A 19,848-nucleotide genomic window follows, 5' to 3' on the forward strand; every position below is an offset into this window, starting at 1 on the left:
AATCTTCTCTCGCCGGGAAAGGAGCGCGGGCAGCCGCGCCCGTGTGTTTCCGAGGAATCCGGACAGAAAACCTCTCGCGGGCAGGCTGCCCGCGCTCCTTCTTGAATCAGCCGTGAGACGCACCGGGGTGTCCCCGTTTGCGCCTTGCTCCGGGCTCAGACCGGGTTAAGGTGAGCGGTGTCGCCTAATCCAAAAGACGGTTTCGCTACCCTGTTTGTTTTCGCCGGCTTCCTCGCCGTGACCGCGCCTTCCTGCCGGCCCACTTCCGAAAGCAATTCGCCGCCAACCTCCAGCTCCGCCATGTCCACCAAACAAGTCGCACATCCCCACACCAATCGGTTGGCGCGGGAGAAGTCGCCGTATCTGCTCCAACACCAGCACAACCCGGTCGATTGGTTCGCGTGGGGCGAGGAGGCGTTCGCCAAGGCGCGCGCCGAAAACAAACCCATCCTGCTCAGCATCGGCTACTCCACCTGCCATTGGTGCCACGTCATGGAACGCGAATCGTTTGAAGACGAAAAACTGGCAGCGTATTTGAACCGGCACTTCGTCAGCATCAAGGTCGATCGCGAGGAGCGGCCCGACGTCGATAAGATCTACATGACCGCCGTCCAGGCCATGGGCGAAGGCGGCGGCTGGCCGCTCAATGTCTTTCTGACGCCGGACCTCAAGCCATTTTACGGCGGGACTTATTTTCCTCCCGAACCCAAATATGGCCGGCCCAGTTTCCTTCAAGTGCTGGAGCGCATCCAGGATCTCTGGCAAACGCGCCGGGAAGATATCGGCAATTCAGCCGGCAAACTTCACGAGCATCTGGCGAACGCCACAGAACTGGAAGCCGCGCCAGGGATCTTGCTCACTCCTGCTATCCTCGAAACCGCGGCGCGCAAATTCAAATCGGAATACGATCCGCGCCACGGCGGTTTTGGCAACGCGCCGAAATTCCCCCGCCCCAGCCAGCCCGCGATTCTGCTGCGGCACGGCGTTCGGGCCGGCGACCCGGAAGCGATCAAAATGGTGTTGCACACCTGCGAACGCATGGCGGCCGGCGGCATGTACGATCAACTGGGCGGCGGCTTCGCGCGTTACTCCGTCGATGCCCAATGGCTCGTGCCGCATTTCGAGAAAATGCTCTATGACAACGCCCAGTTGGTCCACCTCTACCTCGACGCGCATTTGATCAGCGGCGAAGCCCGCTTCGCCGACACGGCCCGCGACATCCTCCGCTACATTCTGCGCGACATGACGCATCGCGAAGGCGGGTTTTACTCGGCGGAAGACGCGGACAGCGAAGGCAAGGAAGGCAAGTTTTACTGCTGGACACGCGACGAATTGTCGAAATTGCTCACAACGGAAGAATTCAACGTTGCCGTGCGTTTCTTCGGGATTACCGAGGCCGGCAATTTCGTAGACCATAGCGACCCCAATCCGCTCCCCAACCAAAATGTCCTCAGCATCGTCGATCCGAATCTTTCTCCCGGCGACCAGAGTCTGCTGGTCTCGGCGAAAAGGAAAATGTTCGACGCGCGGGCCAGACGCGTCCGTCCGCACCTCGACGACAAGGTTCTGGCTTCGTGGAACGGACTGATGCTCGGCGCCATCGCGCGCGCTTACGCCGTGCTCGGCGACGAAAACTACCGCGCCGCGGCGGAGAAGAATTTTTCTTTGCTCCAAGCCAAACTGTGGGATGCGAAAACCAAAACGTTGTATCACCGCTGGCGGGACGGCGAGCGCGACTCGGTGCAATTGCTCGATGCCTACGCGAATCTACTCGCCGGCACGATCGGTCTGTATGAGGCGACGCTGGCCGCGCAGCATCTCGAGTTTGCGCTGGCGCTCGCGGAATCGATGCTGGAAAAATTCTACGACCAAAAGGAAGGCGGTTTTTGGCAAAGCGCCGCTGATTCCAAAGATTTGATTCTGCGCATCAAGGAAGATTACGACGGCGCGGAGCCATCCGGAAACTCTGTGGCGGTTCTCGCGCTGTTGAAGTTGGCTGCGATCACCGACCGCCCCGAATTCAAGCAAGCCGCCGAAAAGACGCTGCGGCTTCTCGCTGAGCGCATGCAACAAATCCCGCAAGCCGTGCCGTATCTGCTGCTGGGGCTGGATTTCTGGCTCGAAGAACCGAAGCGGGTGGTGATCGCCGGTGACCCCAAGTCGCCGGTGACGCGCGAACTGTTGCGAGCGGCGCACACGGTGTATCAACCGGTCAAAGTGGTGCTCAGCAACACCGGACCGGTCGAGCCGTTCGCCACGACATTGCCGCTGCACGAAGGCAAACCTACGGCTTATCTCTGCACGGGCAAAGCCTGCCAGCCACCGACGCATGACCGAGAAACCGTAGCGAAGTTTTTGAAATAAGTGCCCCGGTCGATTCATTCAATTTTGGCCGGTCGGCCAAAATTTGGGATGTTCTGCACGTTTCATTCCAAACAGGTCCTTCCGCATGACGCGACTCAGATGTAGTACATCTTCTCCTTGTCTGGGCGGGCGTCGAGCAATTGCTGGAAAGTAATGGCGTCCGCGGCTTCCTCGAAGGCCGTTCCGAGTCTTCGCCACGCTTCACGAATCTCCGCGCCGCACTGCGGATCGCTCAAGGCCGGGGAATCCAGGATGGGACCGTAAACCGCGCGCAGAATGTCGCCGAACGTAATCTCCGCCGGCGGACGGGCCAGCAGGTATCCGCCGTCCTTGCCGCGCTGGCTTTTCACGATTTGTTTCGACTTCAACTCGATCAGAATCTGGACCAGATAATTGACCGGGATTCCATGTTCGACGGCCACGTCTTCGGCACGAACCGCGACTTCTTGTTCAAAGCGCGCGGCCAATCCTAGGACGGCTCGCACGGCGTAATCGCTTTTCACGGAGAGTTTCACCGGGTTAAACTAAGAAGCGGAGGGAGCTTGCGCAATCAAAAGTGGCGCTTCGGACATGCGGTACGGCTGATTCGACAAGGAGCGCGGGCAGCTTGCCCGCGCAGTCGTGCGAGTAAAACTGTCGGGTAACGAAGTCTTCTCCCTCTCTTCCCGAAGGGAGGAGAGGGCTGGGGAGAGGAGGGGCGTTGGCTCGGCTCCGATGTTTCCAAGAAACTCCTCTCTCCAACTCTCTCCCCACTCGTTCCTCGCGGGGAGAGAGGGAAGTCAATCGGAGTCGGCTGACCGACACTTTAAATCGCACCCCCCGCGCGGTCGTACGACGAGATTCTTGAAAAGCCTGCCCTACATTGGAAAACGGAACCTGACGGGAAGGAGAGGAGGTCGAGAACTGATTCGGAGGAGGCAAAAACAGGACGAAGGGACACGCTGCAGGTGGGACATCCCGCAGATTGCTTCAGGTCCGGCTGCCGAGCGTCGCGTCCCTCGTCCGAAGTGTCGTCCGCAATTCTGCCATCACCCAGGCCGTGGGCGGCCCGGCGGAGCACCCGCTCCGGATAGAGCGGGCGCTCGAACGGCCGCCGCAACGGGAGTTCGGACCCGCTTGTCCTCCAGGATCCCGATGGAATGGCGATGTGAAAAAGTCTCATTCCGCGAACGTCATCGTATTTATGCCCATGACCACTCAGCCGTATCCATTCGGTCAGATGGGGAGCGCACGCGCCCTCGCGTGCTGTGGTCCGCGCCCTCGCCGACCACACCACTCGCAAGAGCGGTCACCCTTTGGTGACTGAATTTCTACAACGGGGCGCCGGTCGATACACGCGAGGGCGCGTATGCTCCCCAATTTCGACTGCCTACTTACGGCTAAGCGTATGAGGCGACACGCCGATCCCGGTTCCCGGATTTCGCCATAGAAGAACCGCCAATCGCCATCGCCGCACGGCTCTGCGGGAGCCTCGCTGCGCCGTCGTTTACAGAGGGACGACTGTTCCCGCTGATTTCAGTTCAATCGCCCGCGCCAGGTGTGGATACTCGGCGTTGATGAGCGCCGTCAAAAACGTATCGGGAACTCAGGGTGCGCCTGATCCTCATACGAATGTCACCGATGGAATGATCTGGCGCGTCTCTCAACGCCCAACCCCTCTCAACTCCTGTCACTTCGTCACTTCAGCGACGCGAGGAAATCGAGGAGGTCCGCGACGTCTTGGGCGGTCATGCTCTGGAGGAGCAGTTCGGGCATGGCGGAGATTTGCTGGGGCTTCAGGCCCTTCACCTCGGTCATCGGAACGCGAATTTCTTGCGTGTTGGCGTCCTTGAGCACCACTTCCTGTTCGGTGCGTTTGAGCAGAAACCCGCTGTAGATCAAGTCGTCCTTGGTTTCAACCTGGTAGGTGATGAAATTGGGTTCGATGACCTTCGACGGGAACAAAATGTTGTCCAGGATTTGCGCGCGGTCGTATTTCGAGGCGATGTGGCTGAGGTCCGGGCCAAATTCGCGGCCCTGGTTTTCGAGACGATGGCATTGCTGGCATTGGGACGAGCCTTCCTGGAAGAAGATCTTCCGGCCGCGCGCGGCGTCGCCCTTGAGCGCCAGGATTTCGCCAGGTTTGACACTGGCGCCAAGTTTCTTGGGGCGCTTTTCCTCCGGGAGAAAGCGCTCGAACAGGTCGCGCACCTGGAAGGCTGGATGAATCGCCGCTTTGTCGAGCAACTCGGCCGCGTAGGAAGGACTTTGAAAAGTCAGTTCGCTTGCCAGGGCGAGCGCGCCGTTGAAAGTCGCGAGCAAGCGCTCAACGATGGGAGCGGGAGCCGGGCCGGGTTGGCCAGGCAATCCGGGAAGGCCGGGCGGGCCAGCCGCCGGGCCTTGCAGCGCCTGGGCGTTTTGCGCGCGCAGCGCTTCAGCGGCTGGGTCGCGACTTTTGTTTTCGGACAGTTCGAGGGGGAGTTGCGTGATCCATTTGTGAATCTGTTTCGCTCCCGCCTCATCCACCCATCTCGAACCGATGTGCGGCATACGCCCCTGCCCCGTGGTCATGATGCGGTAATAAAGCACGGAGCTATGAGGATCGCCCGGCGTAATCACGTTGGCGCCGACCAGGCCGAATGTGCCTTGCGACGGAGGCCGGCCAATCGCTTTCATGGCGTCGAGCTTGGTCTCGTAATCGAAGTGCGACACGACCGAGCCGCCGGCGCCTTCCCGGTGGCAATGAGCGCAATTGACGTGGAGCCAGGATCGGACGCGTTCGTTGAGGTTGGTGAAGAGGACTGCTTGAATCTCCTCGTCCTTGCGGTGTTTGAGTCCGGGCAGCGGCGGGGGAGCCTTGGCCGGGCCGAGCGTAATAAAGGTGCGGTAATTGAAATCAGCCAGCGTGTCGTAAGGATCGCTGAGTTTGGGGCGGGCGCGCTCGTCCAACGGCTGATCGAAATAGCCCAGGTGCGAAAAAGTCCAAAGCTGGTTGGCCGCCTTGATGGCTTCCGTGGCGGACGGCGCGGGATTCATCTCCGGAGGCAGGTTGGGGGCCAGCGGACGATTCGAGGCGTATCGCGCCTCGCGGTTCAGTTGCGGAGCGGTGAACGCGAGCGCGTAGTTCACCCAGGGATTATGGCAGCGCAAACATTCGCTCCGGGCATGAAAGCGCCAGGTTTGCTTGCGGCGTCCGCCGGGCGAACTGTCGTCCTTGGTCTCGAACATTTGCTCATCTCCGGCGGCGTCCACGAGCGTCGCATCAGTCTGCTCCTCGTTCCAGCGATAGGAGTAAGCACGCCAATCGGCGCCGTCGTAGTGGAGGACTTGAGTTTCGATGCGGCGCGGCAACGTTGAGGCGCTGCGTTCGAGATAAAGATAGAGCGTCTTCGCGAGCACGGAATTGGTCGGGTAACGCCATTCGTTTTTGGACTGATAAAGCCAGACGTTGGTGGCGCCGGTTTGGATGGACGACGTGCCCGGCAGCGCGACAAAGCGCTCGGCCAAGGCCTGATCAGCCCACATTTCGGCATTGACCAAGAAGGGAACGACGCCCGGCGCAGGCTGGTGGCGTTTCGTCGATTCAAACAAACCGGTTTCGCTGAGCTTGCGCGGGAAATTCAGGTGCGCGGTCGAGGGCGGGTTCTTTTCCAACCGATAAATGCCGCCCACGTAATCCACGATGTAAAGCTCGCCGGCCGTGTCTTCGCCGAAGCAGATGATCTGCAGCGGCGTGTCCACCAACTCCAGCAACGACGTGAGCTTGTCGCCGTCGTTGCGCAGGGCCCAAATCTTGCCGGTGACCCAATCCCCGTAAACATACGCGCCGACCAACTCCTTCAGGCGGCTGCCGTAGTAAACGTAGCCGCCGGTGATGGACGCGGCTTCCGAGTGGGGATGCGCTTTGACCGGCGGCAGAATGGGCGTCGCGCCGCGTGGCCAGTCCGGATGGATCGATTGCGGACCTTCGACGATGCTCCAGCCGTAGTTGCCGCCCCGCACAATTCGATAGACGAGTTCCCAGAGTTCCCAACCGACATCGCCGGTCCAGAGTTCGCCGGTTTTCTTGTCGAAACTCATCCGCCACGGGTTGCGGAAACCGTAAGCCCAGATTTCCGGCCGAGTGTTCGGCATGCCCACGAAGGGATTGTCCGGGGGCACTCGGTACTCCTTCCCTTCGTCTGTCCGATCGACATCAATGCGGAGAATGGCAGAGAGCAGGTCCGAGTTGTCCTGGCCTGTTTTCAACGGGTCCGGAGGATTCGGCCCGGCGCCATCGCCCGTCGAAATATAAAGATAGCCATCCGGACCGAACTGCAGGCTTCCGCCGTTGTGCCCGCCGGACAGCCAGGTAATCAGGATTTTCTCGCTCTTCGGTTCGAGACGGGGCGGGTCGGTTTTGCTGACGGCGAAGCGCGAGACGCGGCTGCCGTCTTTCAGATCGGATTTCAGGACGTAGCAGAGATAAACGAAGCGGTTTTCTTCAAACTTCGGATGGAACACCACGCCGTAGAGCGATTCCATGACCTGGATTTCCTTCTTCAAATCTACAAACAGGTCGGGCTTCACCACGGCGGCATCGCTGGGAAACGAGAGAATCTTCCCGGCCAGTTCGGCAACCAGAAGTCGGCGAGTGCCCGGGATGCTCGCGAAATCGACGGCATTGCTGAAGGCAAGTTTGGGGAAAACGCGTTCGATCCGGTAAGGCGGCGGCGGTTCGGGTGTGCCGCTGATGCGGGAACTCGTCCACGGAACGCGCTGGTCGATGCCGGCAGCTCGGCTTGGTTCCGCCGCACTCAGCGCGTGAGGTGCCATAAGGCTCAGACCGAGCGTCAGGGGTGCGGTCCAACGGGTCAAGAACCGGGATCGAAAGGCGAGGATGATCATAATCACAGCACAGCGCATCTGGCGGTCAAAGCGGAACAAAGTTAAATCGGGAAACCGACTAAAAGAAAGAGTCAAAATTCGATCTCTGGCCTTCTCGTTAACACCCCGCTTGCGCGGGGGGGGGGCCGAAACAGCGTCCAGGTGGAAAACCGTTTCAACGGTTGGCGGCGCGCCGGGTCTCTCCCCGAGGAGGAAACCGTTCAAACGACTCCCCTGTGGCTCGACCGGCGTTCACCCCGCTGAAGCGGGGTGTTAATAGGTGGCTGGTGGGACAGTTCAGTGGGAATCAGACCTTGCCGTAAAACTCTTCGACGACTTTGCAGAAGGTGTTTTGGCCGACGTTGACGACGCGGATTTCGCGTGTCGCGTTTTCCTCGGAATCACTGGCGTGCGCCGCGTTAACCATGATGGTCTGGCCAAACTCGCGGCGAATCGAACCGGGCGGCGCTTTGGAGGGGTCGGTTGGGCCGAGGACGTCGCGGATTTTTCGCACGGCTTCGGGGCCTTCATAGACGAGCGCGATGCACTTTTCGGTTCCGGGCGCGTGCAGGAGGGTTTCGTCGCACTCACTGGGAGCGCGGCCGGACATGAATTTGACGATATTCCCGAATTGATGATCTCCGTAATGCGGCCCCAAAAGCTGCCCCAGCCGTTTCTCGTCCGCCAACGGAATGGAAAAGCCCAGCTCCTTTTCGAGCACCGTCTTGGCCCGGCTGGCGACGATGTCGGTCAATTTTGTGCGCAGGACTTCGCGAACCGGTCCGTAGAACTCGACCGCCTCCGCCACGCTCATGCGATGGACTTTGATGCCGACAATGTAAAGGCCGGTGCGGGAGAAAAAGTCGATCATGTTGCCGGGACGCCCAGTCGGGAACCGGAAATTGTCCGGCTTGATCAGGACCAGAGTTCGCTGGGGTTTTTCCTCCGAAGCATAGGCAATGGTGTTTTCCAGGATGCCGCCGTCGGTGTCCGAGTACTGCGTCCAGAGTTTCAGTTTGGTTGCCGCCTCCTCGACGTTGGGCGCCGCCAGGACGGCCGGTTCGAAGTAACGCACCTGGTCTCGTTCATCGAGAATCAGATCGCCGTAGGTATCGCGAATGGTTTCGCCGCCGCGACGGTTGGCAATGATGTGTCCCACCACGGCGCGGGTTTTTCGAACCGCTTCGCTACCCTGAAAAAGCAGCATCATGACCCGCCGGCAGCGCTGCGTTTTCGGATCGGGCATGAAGTTCTGAATGATGTAATCTCGAATCAACTCCTGAATCCGGCGGTCTTGCGGATCGTTGGCCGACACGATGGCCTCGGAGTATTCCTTCACCAATTCGGCACTCGGGGCGAACATTCGTGCCGCCACCAAATCCAAACCCGTCCGGGTGATCAGACGAGCCAGGATGCCCCCGGTGCGGGACTTGTGAAGCGAGTAAGGGGTAATGATGACGTAAGCAAGTTGCTGAGGCATACGAAGCGAAGAAAGAGAATCAAGCGGCTGGAAGCGACGGCGTCTGCGGCGCTGCCGCAGCGGGAGCCGGAGTCGCTTTGCCACCGAGGATTTTGAACATGACCACGCCGCAGGTCGGGCATTTGCCCTTGATCGCCTTGCGACCGTTCTTCATCAACTCTTCAACGGCGTCGGCAATTTCCTTTTTGGCTTTGCACTTAACGCAATATCCTTCTGGCATACAAATATCCTGATGATCCGCCTACGCCCCTGCGTGGTTCATGGCGATACCTTACGGGCGGTTCGTCCGGAACGTCAACTGGGAAACCTTCGGAAATCTGAGCAAATCGGCACTTATTGGCCCGAAAAGAACAACTTTTGACAACCTGCCTTTGACCCGTCGCTGGTGAGCTTTCGGAACGGCTTGCAAACGAGGTCTTGGCTTGCCCTCTGAATCGGAATGCTTTTGGGCCCAATAACTTAGCTTAGAGCGTGTCCGAAAATTCCGCGGGGTCCTGCGGCGAGGGATTTTGGCTGTGGCCAAGGCGGCGAGGTCCGAGCATCCCCAACGCGGGCTGTAAGGACCGAGCCAACGCAGGCCACGGACAAAAGACCCGCCGCCCGGAGGGTTTTCGCGCCAAAGGCCGCCTGGCTTCGTTGCTCCTCAGTCGAAGATCCAGGGAGGATATTCTCCTTCGTTGCGCCTCGCCATCCGGCCTTTGGCGCGAAAACAGGACCCCGCGCAATTTTCGGACACGCTCTTAGAGACCGGCCCCTCTGAAAAGGCGCTCAGGCCGAAGCCAGATGCCTTGCCTGGCGCTTCGGGACCGCCGATGAAGGCATTGGACGTTGAGGAGATTGATCGGCTGGAAGGACATCGCGGAGGAATCCCGGAATTTCCGAACGGCCGCTTCGCGACCAATCGCGCCCCATCGACAGTGCGACTTCCGACTTGGCGTGGCCAAGCGTCACGGTCAGGAACTCAAACAGCATCTCCGCCAGGTTGACCAGTCCGATGCTATGGCAGCGTTCGAGCTTTGCGTAAAGCCAGTCGCTCAGCCGCATAAAGCCGTCGAACGGCGAGTTTGAATTCATCCAAAGCAAAGGCGTGGTTTCGATGAAATTGCCGCTGTTCGCCACCAGATCCCAGTAGCGCGCGAAACGCCGCATCCGTTGCATCGACGCGAAGTCGATCAGCTTGTTCTGGAGAATCTCGTAAGGAGCATGAGCGCTATAGACCATGGACCACTCTCTATCGTGACGAACGATGGGCGTGCCTCGCAAACGTTTGAGGATGCCAACCTGAATCTCTTGCGGCCCCAACGCGACCAACCGGTCGAATCCTTGTCCAAAGCTTTCAACGCTTTCACCCGGCAGCCCGACGATCAGATCGGCGTGGATGTGGACCCCGGTGTGTTGGCGCAGGAAGCGGAGATTCTCTTCGACTTTCCGGCAGTTTTGACGACGCTTGATTCGGTTGGCGACTTCCTCATTGAACGTCTGGATGCCCACCTCGAATTGCAGGGTGCCGGGAGGAAACTTCTGAATCAGCGCTCGCAATCCATCCGGAAGGCGGTCTGGAATCATCTCGAAATGCAGGAACAAGCCGGCGTGAAGGCGTTCCAGGAAGAACTCCAGGATCGACTGGCTGACGCTCAGATGCAGGTTGAAAGTCCGGTCCACGAATTTGAACTGTTTCACCCCTCGTTCCAGCAAGCGTTCCAACTCCGACAGGAATCGCGTCAGAGGGAATTGGCGCACCGGCACGTCCAACGATGAAAGACAGAATTCGCACGTGAACGGACAACCCCGCGAAGCTTCCACATAAATGACGCGGTGCGCGATATCGCGATCATCGTAGAATTCGTAGGGCAGAAGAAGTTGACCCAGTTCCGGCAACTCAGATGCAATGACCTTGCTCGAAGGAGGGCTGCCGTTGAGGATTTGCGAGCAAATCTCGGCGAATTTCAGGTCAGCCTCGCCTGTGACCACAAAGTCCGCCACCGATGCGATGGCTTGCTCCTCGGTCTCATAGCTGACTTCCGGACCGCCCAGCACGACCGTCACGCCGTGAGCGACACGCTTCAGCGCGCTCACGACTTCGAGGGAGAGCCCCGCGTTCCAGATGTAAACTCCCAGACCGACGATAGCGGGGTTCTCAGCGAGAATCCTCTCCACGATATCCATCGGGCGCTGGTTGATATCGAACTCCAGGATTCTTGCCTCTGCGCGCAGGGAACCGAGATTGGCCATCAGGTAGCGCAACCCGAATGCCGCGTGAATGAACTTCGCGTTGAGCGTGGTTAGAACGATGCGGGCCATTGATTCGTAAAGAAACGTTGCAAGGTTAAATCCTCGACCTGGAGAAGGCCAGAGACATTCCGAATCGCCCCGAATCGCCCGAATCTGTCGAATCCGTCAGATTCACAGAAAGGCTTACCAACCGAAATTCAGGAACAAGCCGACGTGAAGGCGTTCCAGGAAGAACTCCAGGATCGTCAGACCTGATTGCCCGGCCTACAGCCCGCAAAAAGCCGCAAAATCATTTGACACTATCTGACTTACGCATGAGATTCCCGGCTCAGAGCGTGGCATGAACGAGCCAAAACTTGAAAGCTATGCGATTAGTTGTGTTCCAAGGTATGGAGAAGCACAACATCTTGTAGGTTTTGGCTTTACTTGAGTTCCTCTTTTCGATTTTATTAAGTCTCGATGTATTTGAAGAACCTAACCCTCTTAGGCTTTAAGTCTTTCGCAGACAAGACCTCCCTGAACTTCCTCCCTGGCGTCTCTGCCATCGTCGGGCCAAATGGTTGCGGAAAGTCGAATGTTTCGGACGCGATTCGCTGGGTTCTCGGTGAGCAATCTGCAAAGGCCTTGCGCGGCGGGGAAATGGCAGACGTCATTTTCAATGGAACTGACCACCGGAAGCCCTTAGGAATGGCCGAGGTGTCCCTGACCATTGGGGACATGGATTCCGAGAATCTCAAGGCGGCGGGGGTTGATCTGGCCTACAACGAGGTCACCCTGACGCGTCGCGTGTTCCGGGACGGCGGCAGCGAGTATTTCCTGAACAAGATTCCTTGCCGGCTTAAAGACATCCAGCAGTTGTTCATGGGCACGGGCGTAGGCCGGACAAGTTACAGCATCATGGCCCAAGGGAACATTACCCAAATCATTTCCAGCAAACCGGAGGACCGCCGGATGGTCTTCGAAGAGGCCGCCGGGATCACGAAATTCAAATCCCAAAAAAGGGAAGCCCTCCGCAAGCTTGAATACACCGAACAGAACTTGTTGCGCGTCTCCGACCTGATCCGGGAGGTGAAACGGCAGATCGGCTCCCTCCAACGTCAAGCCGGCAAAGCGCGCAGATACAAGCAACTCATGCTGGAACTTCAGCATCTGGACACGCAACTCGCGCGCCACCAGTTCGACTTATTGGAATCCGAGATTCGCGAGAAGGAATCCGCTCTCGAGAAACTCCGGGTCGAGATCGAGCTTTGCTCTGAAAGCGTGTTGCGCAGCGAAGAAGAGATCTCGCAGTTGCGGAGCCTTTTGGCGGAGCTCGAGGAAAAGATTCATGCCGCCGAATCGCAAGGCCACGAATTGAAAAACCAGGCCGACCGCCACGAGGCCAACATTCACTACAACGAAGAGCGTCTCCGAGAACTCGAAACCCAAAACGCCCGAACGCATGCCGAGATCACCCAGGGGGAGGAGCGCCGTTCGGCCGTGGAACAGGAAATCACGGTCGTGGCGGACCGATTGTCCGCGTCGAGGGCGGCGCTCAACCGGCATCGGGAGGTTTTGCGCCAGAAGCAGGATGACCTTCATCGAATCGACCGCGAGTTGCTGGAGCGTCAGGAAGCGTTGCGCCGGGCGCAGGCGGAGACCTTCGGGCTGGCGCAGCAACTCACTCGCGCCCGGAATGAGATCACCGCGCTGGACCTCCAGAAACAGGGCAATGTCGTGCGTCTTGAGAAGTTGTCTGCGGAAAAAATTCAATTGGAAGAAGAGCGGGGCCGTCTTGAAGCCCGGCTCGCTGAGTTCGCCGCAACGGTGGAGACCGAAAAACAGAACGTCCAGGTCAGCCGCGGCACGGTGGAAGATCGGCAACGGCGCCTGCGCGAGATTCAGCAGGAATTGAATCAGTCGGGCCAGGAACTGGATGGTTTGCTGCGCGACCAGGCCGAGCGGCGTTCGCAACTCAACGTGCTGGAGCAACTGCAGTCCGACTATGAAGGCTTCAGCGCCGGCGCGCTGGCTGTGCTCAAAGGCACTCAGAACGTCCTGGGGTCGCTCACGGACAAACTCCGCGTGCCGGACAACTACATCATGGCGGTCGAGGCGGCTCTGGGCCATCACTTGCAGCTCGCGCTCACGGAACAGGCCGAATCGGCTCAGTCCATCCTGGCCAGCCTCACAACGAATAAGAAAGGCCGGGCCAGCATCGCGGCTCTTGCCCTGTCGAGAAGTCAGAATGAACCCGCTCCATCGACATCTGCTTCACTTCCTCTCCCCGCCAGGCACGAGTGGGGAGAGGATGCAGGAGAGGGGAAATCCCATCAAGACGGTCCTCCGCTCCCCAGCGCTCTCCTCCCTTCGCAGGGAAGAGAGGGAGAATCTCCATCCGACCCTTCAGTTTCACCGGACGCTTTGCGCGTGCTGGCTCTGAGCGTTATCCAGGCCGACCCGTCCATCCGTCCGCTTTTGGATCGGTTGCTGTGCGACACCTTCATAGTCCAGGATTTGGCCGCAGCCACGGCTTTTTGGAAGTCGCAGCCCGGTCGATTTGTCTTCGTGACCTTGACCGGTGAAGTGCTGGATCGTCATGGGATTTATACCGGGGGCTCCGGGAATTACTCGCAGAAGGCGCCCTCCTCCGCTCTCGGCCGCAAGAACCAGATCGCCGAACTTCAGACTCAGCTTACCCACTTGCACGACAAGATCGCCGAAGCCAGCCGTCGAAAGGGCGCCTTGCAGAGCGAACAAACAGCGTTGCAGGCGGGCCTCCAGCAAGCCCAGGCCGACCTCCGCAAACACGAGGTCGCGATTGCGACGCGCCAAGGCGAATTCAACGCGCTCCAAGTCTCGTTGCGGTCGTTGCACCAGAAGATCGACACCGTAGTGTACGAGATTCAAAGCCTGGCCGCCCAGGACCAGGAGGCGCAGGCCCGCCGCACCGCGCTGTCGGACCAACTCCGAGAACTCGAATCTCGGGACCGCGCCCTGCAAGAACGCCTGAACGGCATCAACTCTGGACTCGATAATTTGCGCCAGCGCCGGGACTCGGCTCACGCCGAGTTGACGGAAACCAAGGTGGCTTTCGCGGCTGAAGAACAATTGTGCGCGTCCCTGCGCCAGCAAGAAGAATCCCTCCAAAACCGCCTCAACGAATTGATCCAGTTGGTGGCCCAGCAGCGCGCGGACGCCGCAGACTTCGTCCAGCGGCGCATTCAGTGCGAGAGCGCGATTGACGATTCACGGAGAAAAATCGAAGCCCTCCAGCGCGAACGCGAAAGCGCGAACGCCCGGCTCGCCGAACTGCAAAGCGAGAAGCAGGCCCAGGAAGAATTCATCGCGACTCAAGAAGAGGATTTGCGCGGACGCCGCCGCCGTCTCACCGAGCTTCAAGAGCAGCGAGGCGCCATGGATGTCGAACTGGCGCAAAAGCGGATGGGCGTCGATAATATTCGCCAGCGCGTTCGCGAGAAATATCAGGTGAACCTGGACGATGTCCGCAGCGAGTGCATCACCATCACGATTGCCGATCAAGGCCCTCCCAAGGTGCAGACGCTGTCTCCAGAAGAAATGGCGGCCAGCGGGGCTTCGACCGACTGGGACGCCGTGGCCGAACAAGTGACGGCGCTCCAGACGCGGCTGGACGAGATGGGCCCCGTGAATCTCGTGGCCATCGAGGAATATGAGGAGACCGAGCAACGCCACCAATTTCTGTCCACGCAATATGACGACTTGGTGAAAGCCAAACAGCAGTTGGTCGATATCATCAACCGGATCAACGCCCAGACCAAACAGATGTTCAGCGACACCTTCAACCAGGTCCGGGAGAATTTCCGCAGTCTGTTCACCGAGGTCTTCGGCGGCGGCAAGGCGGACTTGCAGCTCGTGGATGAAGGCGACGCTCTGGAAAGCGGCATCGAAATCGTGGCGCGGCCTCCGGGAAAACAACTGCAAAGCATTTCGCTTTTGTCTGGCGGAGAACAAACCATGACGGCCGTGGCGCTTTTGTTCGCGATTTATCAGGTGAAACCGAGCCCGTTCTGCGTCCTGGACGAACTGGACGCTCCGCTCGATGAATCCAACATCAACCGGTTCATCCGCGTCTTGCAGCGGTTTCTCGCCCATTCGCAGTTTGTCATCATCACGCACAACAAACGGACGATCGGGATGGCCGACGTGTTGTATGGCGTGACCATGCAGGAGCAGGGCGTGAGCAAAATCGTCAGCGTCAAGTTTCACAAAGCCGCGGAACCGGCCATGGATCATCTGGCCGTGCCGCTGGAGCCGCTGCCGCCGGCGCCAGTGGAAGAGGAGGAAGACCGCCTCCAGCCCACCGCCGAAACCATGGACGTGGTGATGGCAAAGTAGGGTCGCCGACCCGCAAGTCGCGGCTTGATCTTCGAGCGGCGCTTCTTCACGCTGGAACCGTGCTAACGCGCAAACGCTTATTCCCATGGCCACAACCCAAGAACTGGACGAACTGACCCAACACATCCGGAAAGTCCTCCCGGATCAGAAGGCGATGAGCAACTTGCGGACGAATCCGCAAGCCAACGTCGTCGAGTTCACCTGGCACGCCCGGCACTTCGTGGTTCGCCCCACGCTCGATGTGTTCGAGCTCAAAGGACAAACCCTCTTGATTACCGGCGCGTCGATGTTGATTCAGGCCGCGCTCCGCACCAAAGACAAGAATACGAAGGTTGTCGAAGCAGTGATCGAGACTCTCCACGCCGCGGAGGACAATATGCGCGCCAACCAGGACCGTGGTCTGGCGCTTTTGGTGGAGATCAAGAAGAGCTTGTCTAAGCTCGCCGGGAAGTAACCTCAGCGCACGCCGGCGTTGAGGCCGCTTCGGCACGACTTGGAGAGGCAGGCTTGAGCGTCCATCGTTCCATTCGACGCGGTTTGCCGTGATCAGTAACCGTCGCGCCGACCGACTCGCAGGCAAACCCATGGCCTCCGTTTCCCGAGAATTGGTTGTCTGTCACAAAGCCGTCCCAACCTGTGATCTGAACGCCGCACCCTTGCTTGCTCTGCATGATGGGTGATTCATGGGTGATTCTCCCATGAGAAAATGCTGCTTGTCGGACGGTGATTTGAGGTATATTGTCAGCGCGCAGTATGCGAATAACCATCGAAATTGATGCTTCTGAATTGAAGAAAATTCAACAATTGACTGGGCAAAAGAAGAAATCGCCCGCGGTTAGCCGAGCGCTCGCAGATTACCTGCGCATCCAGCAAAAGCAGCGTCTCATCGAGCGGGCGTTGACCGGAGCGACGGACTTTTCGCTGACGAATGAGGAACTGGAAGCCCGCGATCTCTATGAGGCTCATTGATTCCTCGGCCTGGGTGGAATTCCTCCGGCGCAGGGGCGATCCCAACGTCAAGAGCCTCGTGGCCCGACTGCTCCAAGCCGACCACGCTGCCTATACTTGCCCGATTCGATTTGAGTTGCTCAGTGGGGTGAAGCCGGACGAAGAAGACGATCTCGAACAGGCCTTCGCACTCAGCCGCCATGTCGTATTCGAGCCGAGCGACTGGCGTGATGCAGCCTTGCTCGAACGCCAACTTCGAGCGAGAGGATTGACGATTCCCCGGAACGATCTGTTCGTCGCCACGGTGGCCATTCGCACAGGGCTGCCTGTTGTTTGCCGGGATACGCACTTCGACGCCGCCCGAAAGTGCGCCGGTGACAAACTGCAAGTGGAGCAAGTCTGAGCCACCCATCGACGATTCAAAACTTTCATCGGATTCTCACGTCCGGCACGGATGTCGTTGATGCAATCCGGTCCGGCGCCATAGGGCCCAGGGACTGGCCGAGCGGCGTTTATCTCGGACGCATGGAATTTGGTTGCTTAGCGCCTGGCGCGATGCAATCTTCCAGCGTCATGCGCCGAATCCTTTTCCTCCTCGTTTGCGTTGTGGCGTCCCAGACGTCGCTTCTTCAAGGCCAACCCGCCAAGTTGACCATCGATCCCGTTCAACGCCCGATCAAGCTGGGAATCAGCGGCGCGTTGGGCGGCCAGTACGTCCTGGAGCAGAGTTCCAATCCCGGAACGGCCAACAGTTGGGAATTCCTGCTGTCCCTCACGCTCACCGAAAGTTCTCAATCCTGGACCGACGTTAATTCGTCGAGTGCGCCTTATCGCTTTTACCGTCTGCGCGCGTTGGCCAGCCCGTCGGCCGGCGCCGCGAGCGATTTCCGGCTGATCGATCACCAAGGAATGTCGCGCGAACTCAACTATTACTCCACGGCCCGCGTGGTCGTGTTGATTTTCGTTAATGGATTGGATTCGGTGACTCCCTCATCCCTGGCCGCCATCAAAACCCTGAACGACAATTTCAACTCCCAGGGCGCGTTGTTCTGGATGATCGACGCCAATCCGCAGAGCGACCGGGCCGGCACCGCCGCGCTGGCAAAAGCCCGGGGCGTCGATTGGCCCGTGCTGCACGACCGCGCGCAGATTGTCGCCCGAGAATTTGGGGTGACGACGGTCCCGGAAGCGATTGCCATCGATACGGCGGATTGGTCGATTTTTTACCGCGGCGCCATCGACAGCCGAGCGGGTGCCGGGAACGCGCAGGATTATTTTGCTGTTGCGTTGGAGAATTTCCTCGCGGCCAAACCCGTGACGTTCAACCGCACGCGGCCGGAGGGTGCGACGATCACGTTCCCTCCCTCCAAGGCGATTTCCTACTCCGTCGAGATCGCTCCGTTGTTGAAGGAGAAGTGTCTGAGCTGCCACAGCCCGGGCAACATCGCGCCGTGGGCCATGACCAATCACGCCGTCCTGAAATCGTTTTCGGCCTCGATCAAACAGGAAGTCCTGGCCGGACGGATGCCGCCCTGGCACGCCGATCCAGTTCACGGCACCTTCCTGAATGACGCGTCTCTCAAACCCGCCGAAGCTTCTCTGCTGTTGGAATGGATCGCGAGCGGCGCTCCGCGGGGCGACGGCCCCGATCCTTTGGCGGACTCGTTCGCAACTCAACCGCCTCCCAAAGACTATACCAACGCCTGGCCGGCCGAGTTGGGGCAACCCGATCACGTGATTTCAATCCCGGCGCAAAGCCTGCCCACATCTGGCGAGATTCCATACCGATACCTGTCGGTCGTCCTGAATTTGCCTTCCAATGTCTGGCTGCGCGCGGCCGCGGTCGTGCCCGGCAATACGCGCGCCGTCCACCATGCGCTGGTGTTCAATGGAACTCTGGTGGACTTCGTGCGCAGTGGGGGCGGCTTGAGCGGCTACTTCGCGGCCTATGTGCCCGGCGCCAAAGCCACGGCGTTTCCCGAAGGCACGGGCAAACTTCTGCCGAAGAATGCGACGCTCACTTTCCAGATGCATTACACCGCCACGGGCCATCCGGAGACGGACCAGACCAGGCTCGGATTGTATTTCATGAAATCGCCGCCTCCGTTCGAATTGAAGACCGGCGCGGCTGCGACCCTGCTCCTGGCGATTCCTCCGGGTGAACCCGAATACGAAAGCGCCGCGCAAGTCATGCTGTCGCTGAACAAAGATGTCTGGCTGTACGAACTGGCGCCGCACATGCATTATCGCGGCTCGCGCTTCAAGTTCGAGGCGGTCTATCCCAATGGCACGAGCGAAGTGCTGCTCTCGGTCCCGAAATACGATTTCCACTGGCAAACCTTGTACCGGCTCGCGCAGCCCAAGCGATTGCCCGCCGGGACCATCGTCCGTTGCCGCGGCGCCTTCGATAATTCTCTCCAAAACCCGGATAATCCGGATCCCGGCGTGACCGTCCGATTCGGCGAGCAGACGGACGACGAGATGTTCATCGGTTACATGAACTACGCGGTGATTCAGTAGGCCCGGATCGAGTGGGTGGATTCATGGGAAACTCGGACGAACTCCGAGAAAAATCACCCGCGGCCTGACCGGTTTCGGCAGATACCGGCGACGGCTATGATCTGACCGACCGACCTATCAATAGGAGCCGCATCAAAGAGTCTGATCGTATGAAAGCATGCTCATCCTTCTTTCCGCTTTGGATTATCGCATGGATCTGCGCACTCGAAGGGGTGACGGTCCTCGCGCAAACATCCGGCGGTGGCCAATCCCCAAACTCCGTCTCCAGGCAAGGGAAAGGGACCGCCGTCGCCCCTAAATCCGAAGGCCAGTCCACCAAAGACGGGGCGCCTAAAGCCGGCGATTGGAAACCGCTCTTCGACGGCAAAACGCTCAAGGGCTGGAAAATCACTGACTTCGCCGGCGCCGGAAAGGTCGAAGTCGAAGGCGGCCAACTCCTGCTTCATGAGGGCGCCATTCTGACGGGCGTGAATTGCACGAATGAAATCCCTAAAACCAATTTCGAGGTGGAACTCGAAGCGATGAAAGTCCAAGGCCAGGACTTCTTCTGCTGCCTGACGTTTCCGGTCAACGACTCCCACTGCAGTTTGGTCGTGGGCGGTTGGGGCGGCGCCGTGGTCGGCATCTCCACTATCGACGGCATGGACGCTTCAGAGAACGAAACGACCAAGTTCATGAACTTCGACAAGAACCGCTGGTATCGCATCCGCGTCCGAGTCACCCCCGCCAGAATCGAGACCTGGATCGACGACGAGAAGTTTGCGGATCAGCCGCTGGAAGACCGCAAGATCAGCATGCGTCCGGGCGAGATCGAATTGTCCGCCCCTTTCGGTGTCGCGACCTACCAGACGACCGCCGCGCTGCGGAATATCCGCATTCGAGAACTCAAGGGAAAGTAAGTCGGTTGTTGGCGCGTGTTTCCTCTTTCGCACTTCCCATGAACCAGACGGTAGGGCGAGCTTGTCCCCAGCGAGCTGAGTCGGACGTGTTCCACGCATGTCGAGCGGCTCGCCGGGACGGACTCGCCCTACCAGCGACGGGTTCATGGGCTGCGAGCCTGGGTCTGAAACCAAGGGAACTTCCCATGAACCAGACGGTAGGGC

General features: G+C 59.2%; 12 protein-coding genes. 7 read left to right on the forward strand and 5 right to left on the reverse strand.

Translation table 11 applies throughout. From position 1 onward, the window contains the following. The first annotated feature begins 300 nt into the window (after positions 1-300). A complete protein-coding gene (locus FJ398_06375; GenBank protein ID MBM3837577.1) occupies positions 301-2,364 on the forward strand; it encodes a thioredoxin domain-containing protein in 2,064 nt (687 codons plus the stop codon). A 95-nt stretch (positions 2,365-2,459) separates the two neighbouring features. Here FJ398_06375 and FJ398_06380 read toward each other — a convergent pair whose 3' ends face one another. From FJ398_06380 to FJ398_06400, 5 genes are all read right to left on the reverse strand, one after another. Then, positions 2,460-2,879: an Rrf2 family transcriptional regulator gene (locus tag FJ398_06380; GenBank protein MBM3837578.1), complete on the reverse strand. Its 420-nt coding sequence runs from the start codon at positions 2,877-2,879 to the stop codon at positions 2,460-2,462. 1,162 nt (positions 2,880-4,041) lie between these two features. After that, a complete protein-coding gene (locus FJ398_06385) occupies positions 4,042-7,269 on the reverse strand; it encodes a c-type cytochrome (protein MBM3837579.1) in 3,228 nt (1,075 codons plus the stop codon). Between the two features lie 247 nt (positions 7,270-7,516). Next, a complete protein-coding gene (locus tag FJ398_06390; GenBank protein MBM3837580.1) occupies positions 7,517-8,689 on the reverse strand; it encodes a nucleoside-diphosphate kinase in 1,173 nt (390 codons plus the stop codon). A 19-nt stretch (positions 8,690-8,708) separates the two neighbouring features. Beyond that, positions 8,709-8,909 carry a hypothetical protein gene (locus tag FJ398_06395; protein ID MBM3837581.1) on the reverse strand — a complete coding sequence of 67 codons (201 nt, stop codon included), beginning with the start codon at positions 8,907-8,909 and terminating at the stop codon, positions 8,709-8,711. Between the two features lie 548 nt (positions 8,910-9,457). Beyond that, complete coding sequence (locus FJ398_06400) at positions 9,458-10,990, reverse strand: DUF4080 domain-containing protein (protein MBM3837582.1); 1,533 nt, start codon at positions 10,988-10,990, stop codon at positions 9,458-9,460. A gap of 390 nt (positions 10,991-11,380) precedes the next feature. Between FJ398_06400 and FJ398_06405 the strand changes: the two genes are divergently transcribed. The 6 genes from FJ398_06405 to FJ398_06430 all read left to right on the forward strand — a co-directional run bounded on the left by FJ398_06405 (position 11,381) and on the right by FJ398_06430 (position 19,644). Beyond that, complete coding sequence (locus tag FJ398_06405; protein MBM3837583.1) at positions 11,381-15,277, forward strand: chromosome segregation protein SMC; 3,897 nt, start codon at positions 11,381-11,383, stop codon at positions 15,275-15,277. 85 nt (positions 15,278-15,362) lie between these two features. After that, on the forward strand, positions 15,363-15,731 hold the full coding sequence (locus tag FJ398_06410) for a hypothetical protein (GenBank protein ID MBM3837584.1): 369 nt from the start codon (positions 15,363-15,365) through the stop codon (positions 15,729-15,731). Positions 15,732-16,030: 299 nt separating this feature from the next. Then, a complete protein-coding gene (locus tag FJ398_06415) occupies positions 16,031-16,246 on the forward strand; it encodes a hypothetical protein (GenBank protein MBM3837585.1) in 216 nt (71 codons plus the stop codon). Next, positions 16,206-16,628 (forward strand): PIN domain nuclease, encoded by a 423-nt coding sequence (locus tag FJ398_06420; protein ID MBM3837586.1) that lies wholly within the window; start codon positions 16,206-16,208, stop codon positions 16,626-16,628. Before FJ398_06415 ends, FJ398_06420 begins: the two co-directional genes overlap by 41 nt. A gap of 122 nt (positions 16,629-16,750) precedes the next feature. Next, the gene (locus FJ398_06425) at positions 16,751-18,745 is read left to right on the forward strand and encodes a redoxin domain-containing protein (protein MBM3837587.1); all 1,995 of its coding nucleotides are present in this window, start codon (positions 16,751-16,753) and stop codon (positions 18,743-18,745) included. 149 nt (positions 18,746-18,894) lie between these two features. Continuing rightward, on the forward strand, positions 18,895-19,644 hold the full coding sequence (locus FJ398_06430) for a DUF1080 domain-containing protein (protein ID MBM3837588.1): 750 nt from the start codon (positions 18,895-18,897) through the stop codon (positions 19,642-19,644). Positions 19,645-19,848: the final 204 nt, after the last annotated feature.

Source organism: Verrucomicrobiota bacterium (genome assembly GCA_016871535.1).
Taxonomy (GTDB): Bacteria; Verrucomicrobiota; Verrucomicrobiia; order Limisphaerales; family SIBE01; genus VHCZ01.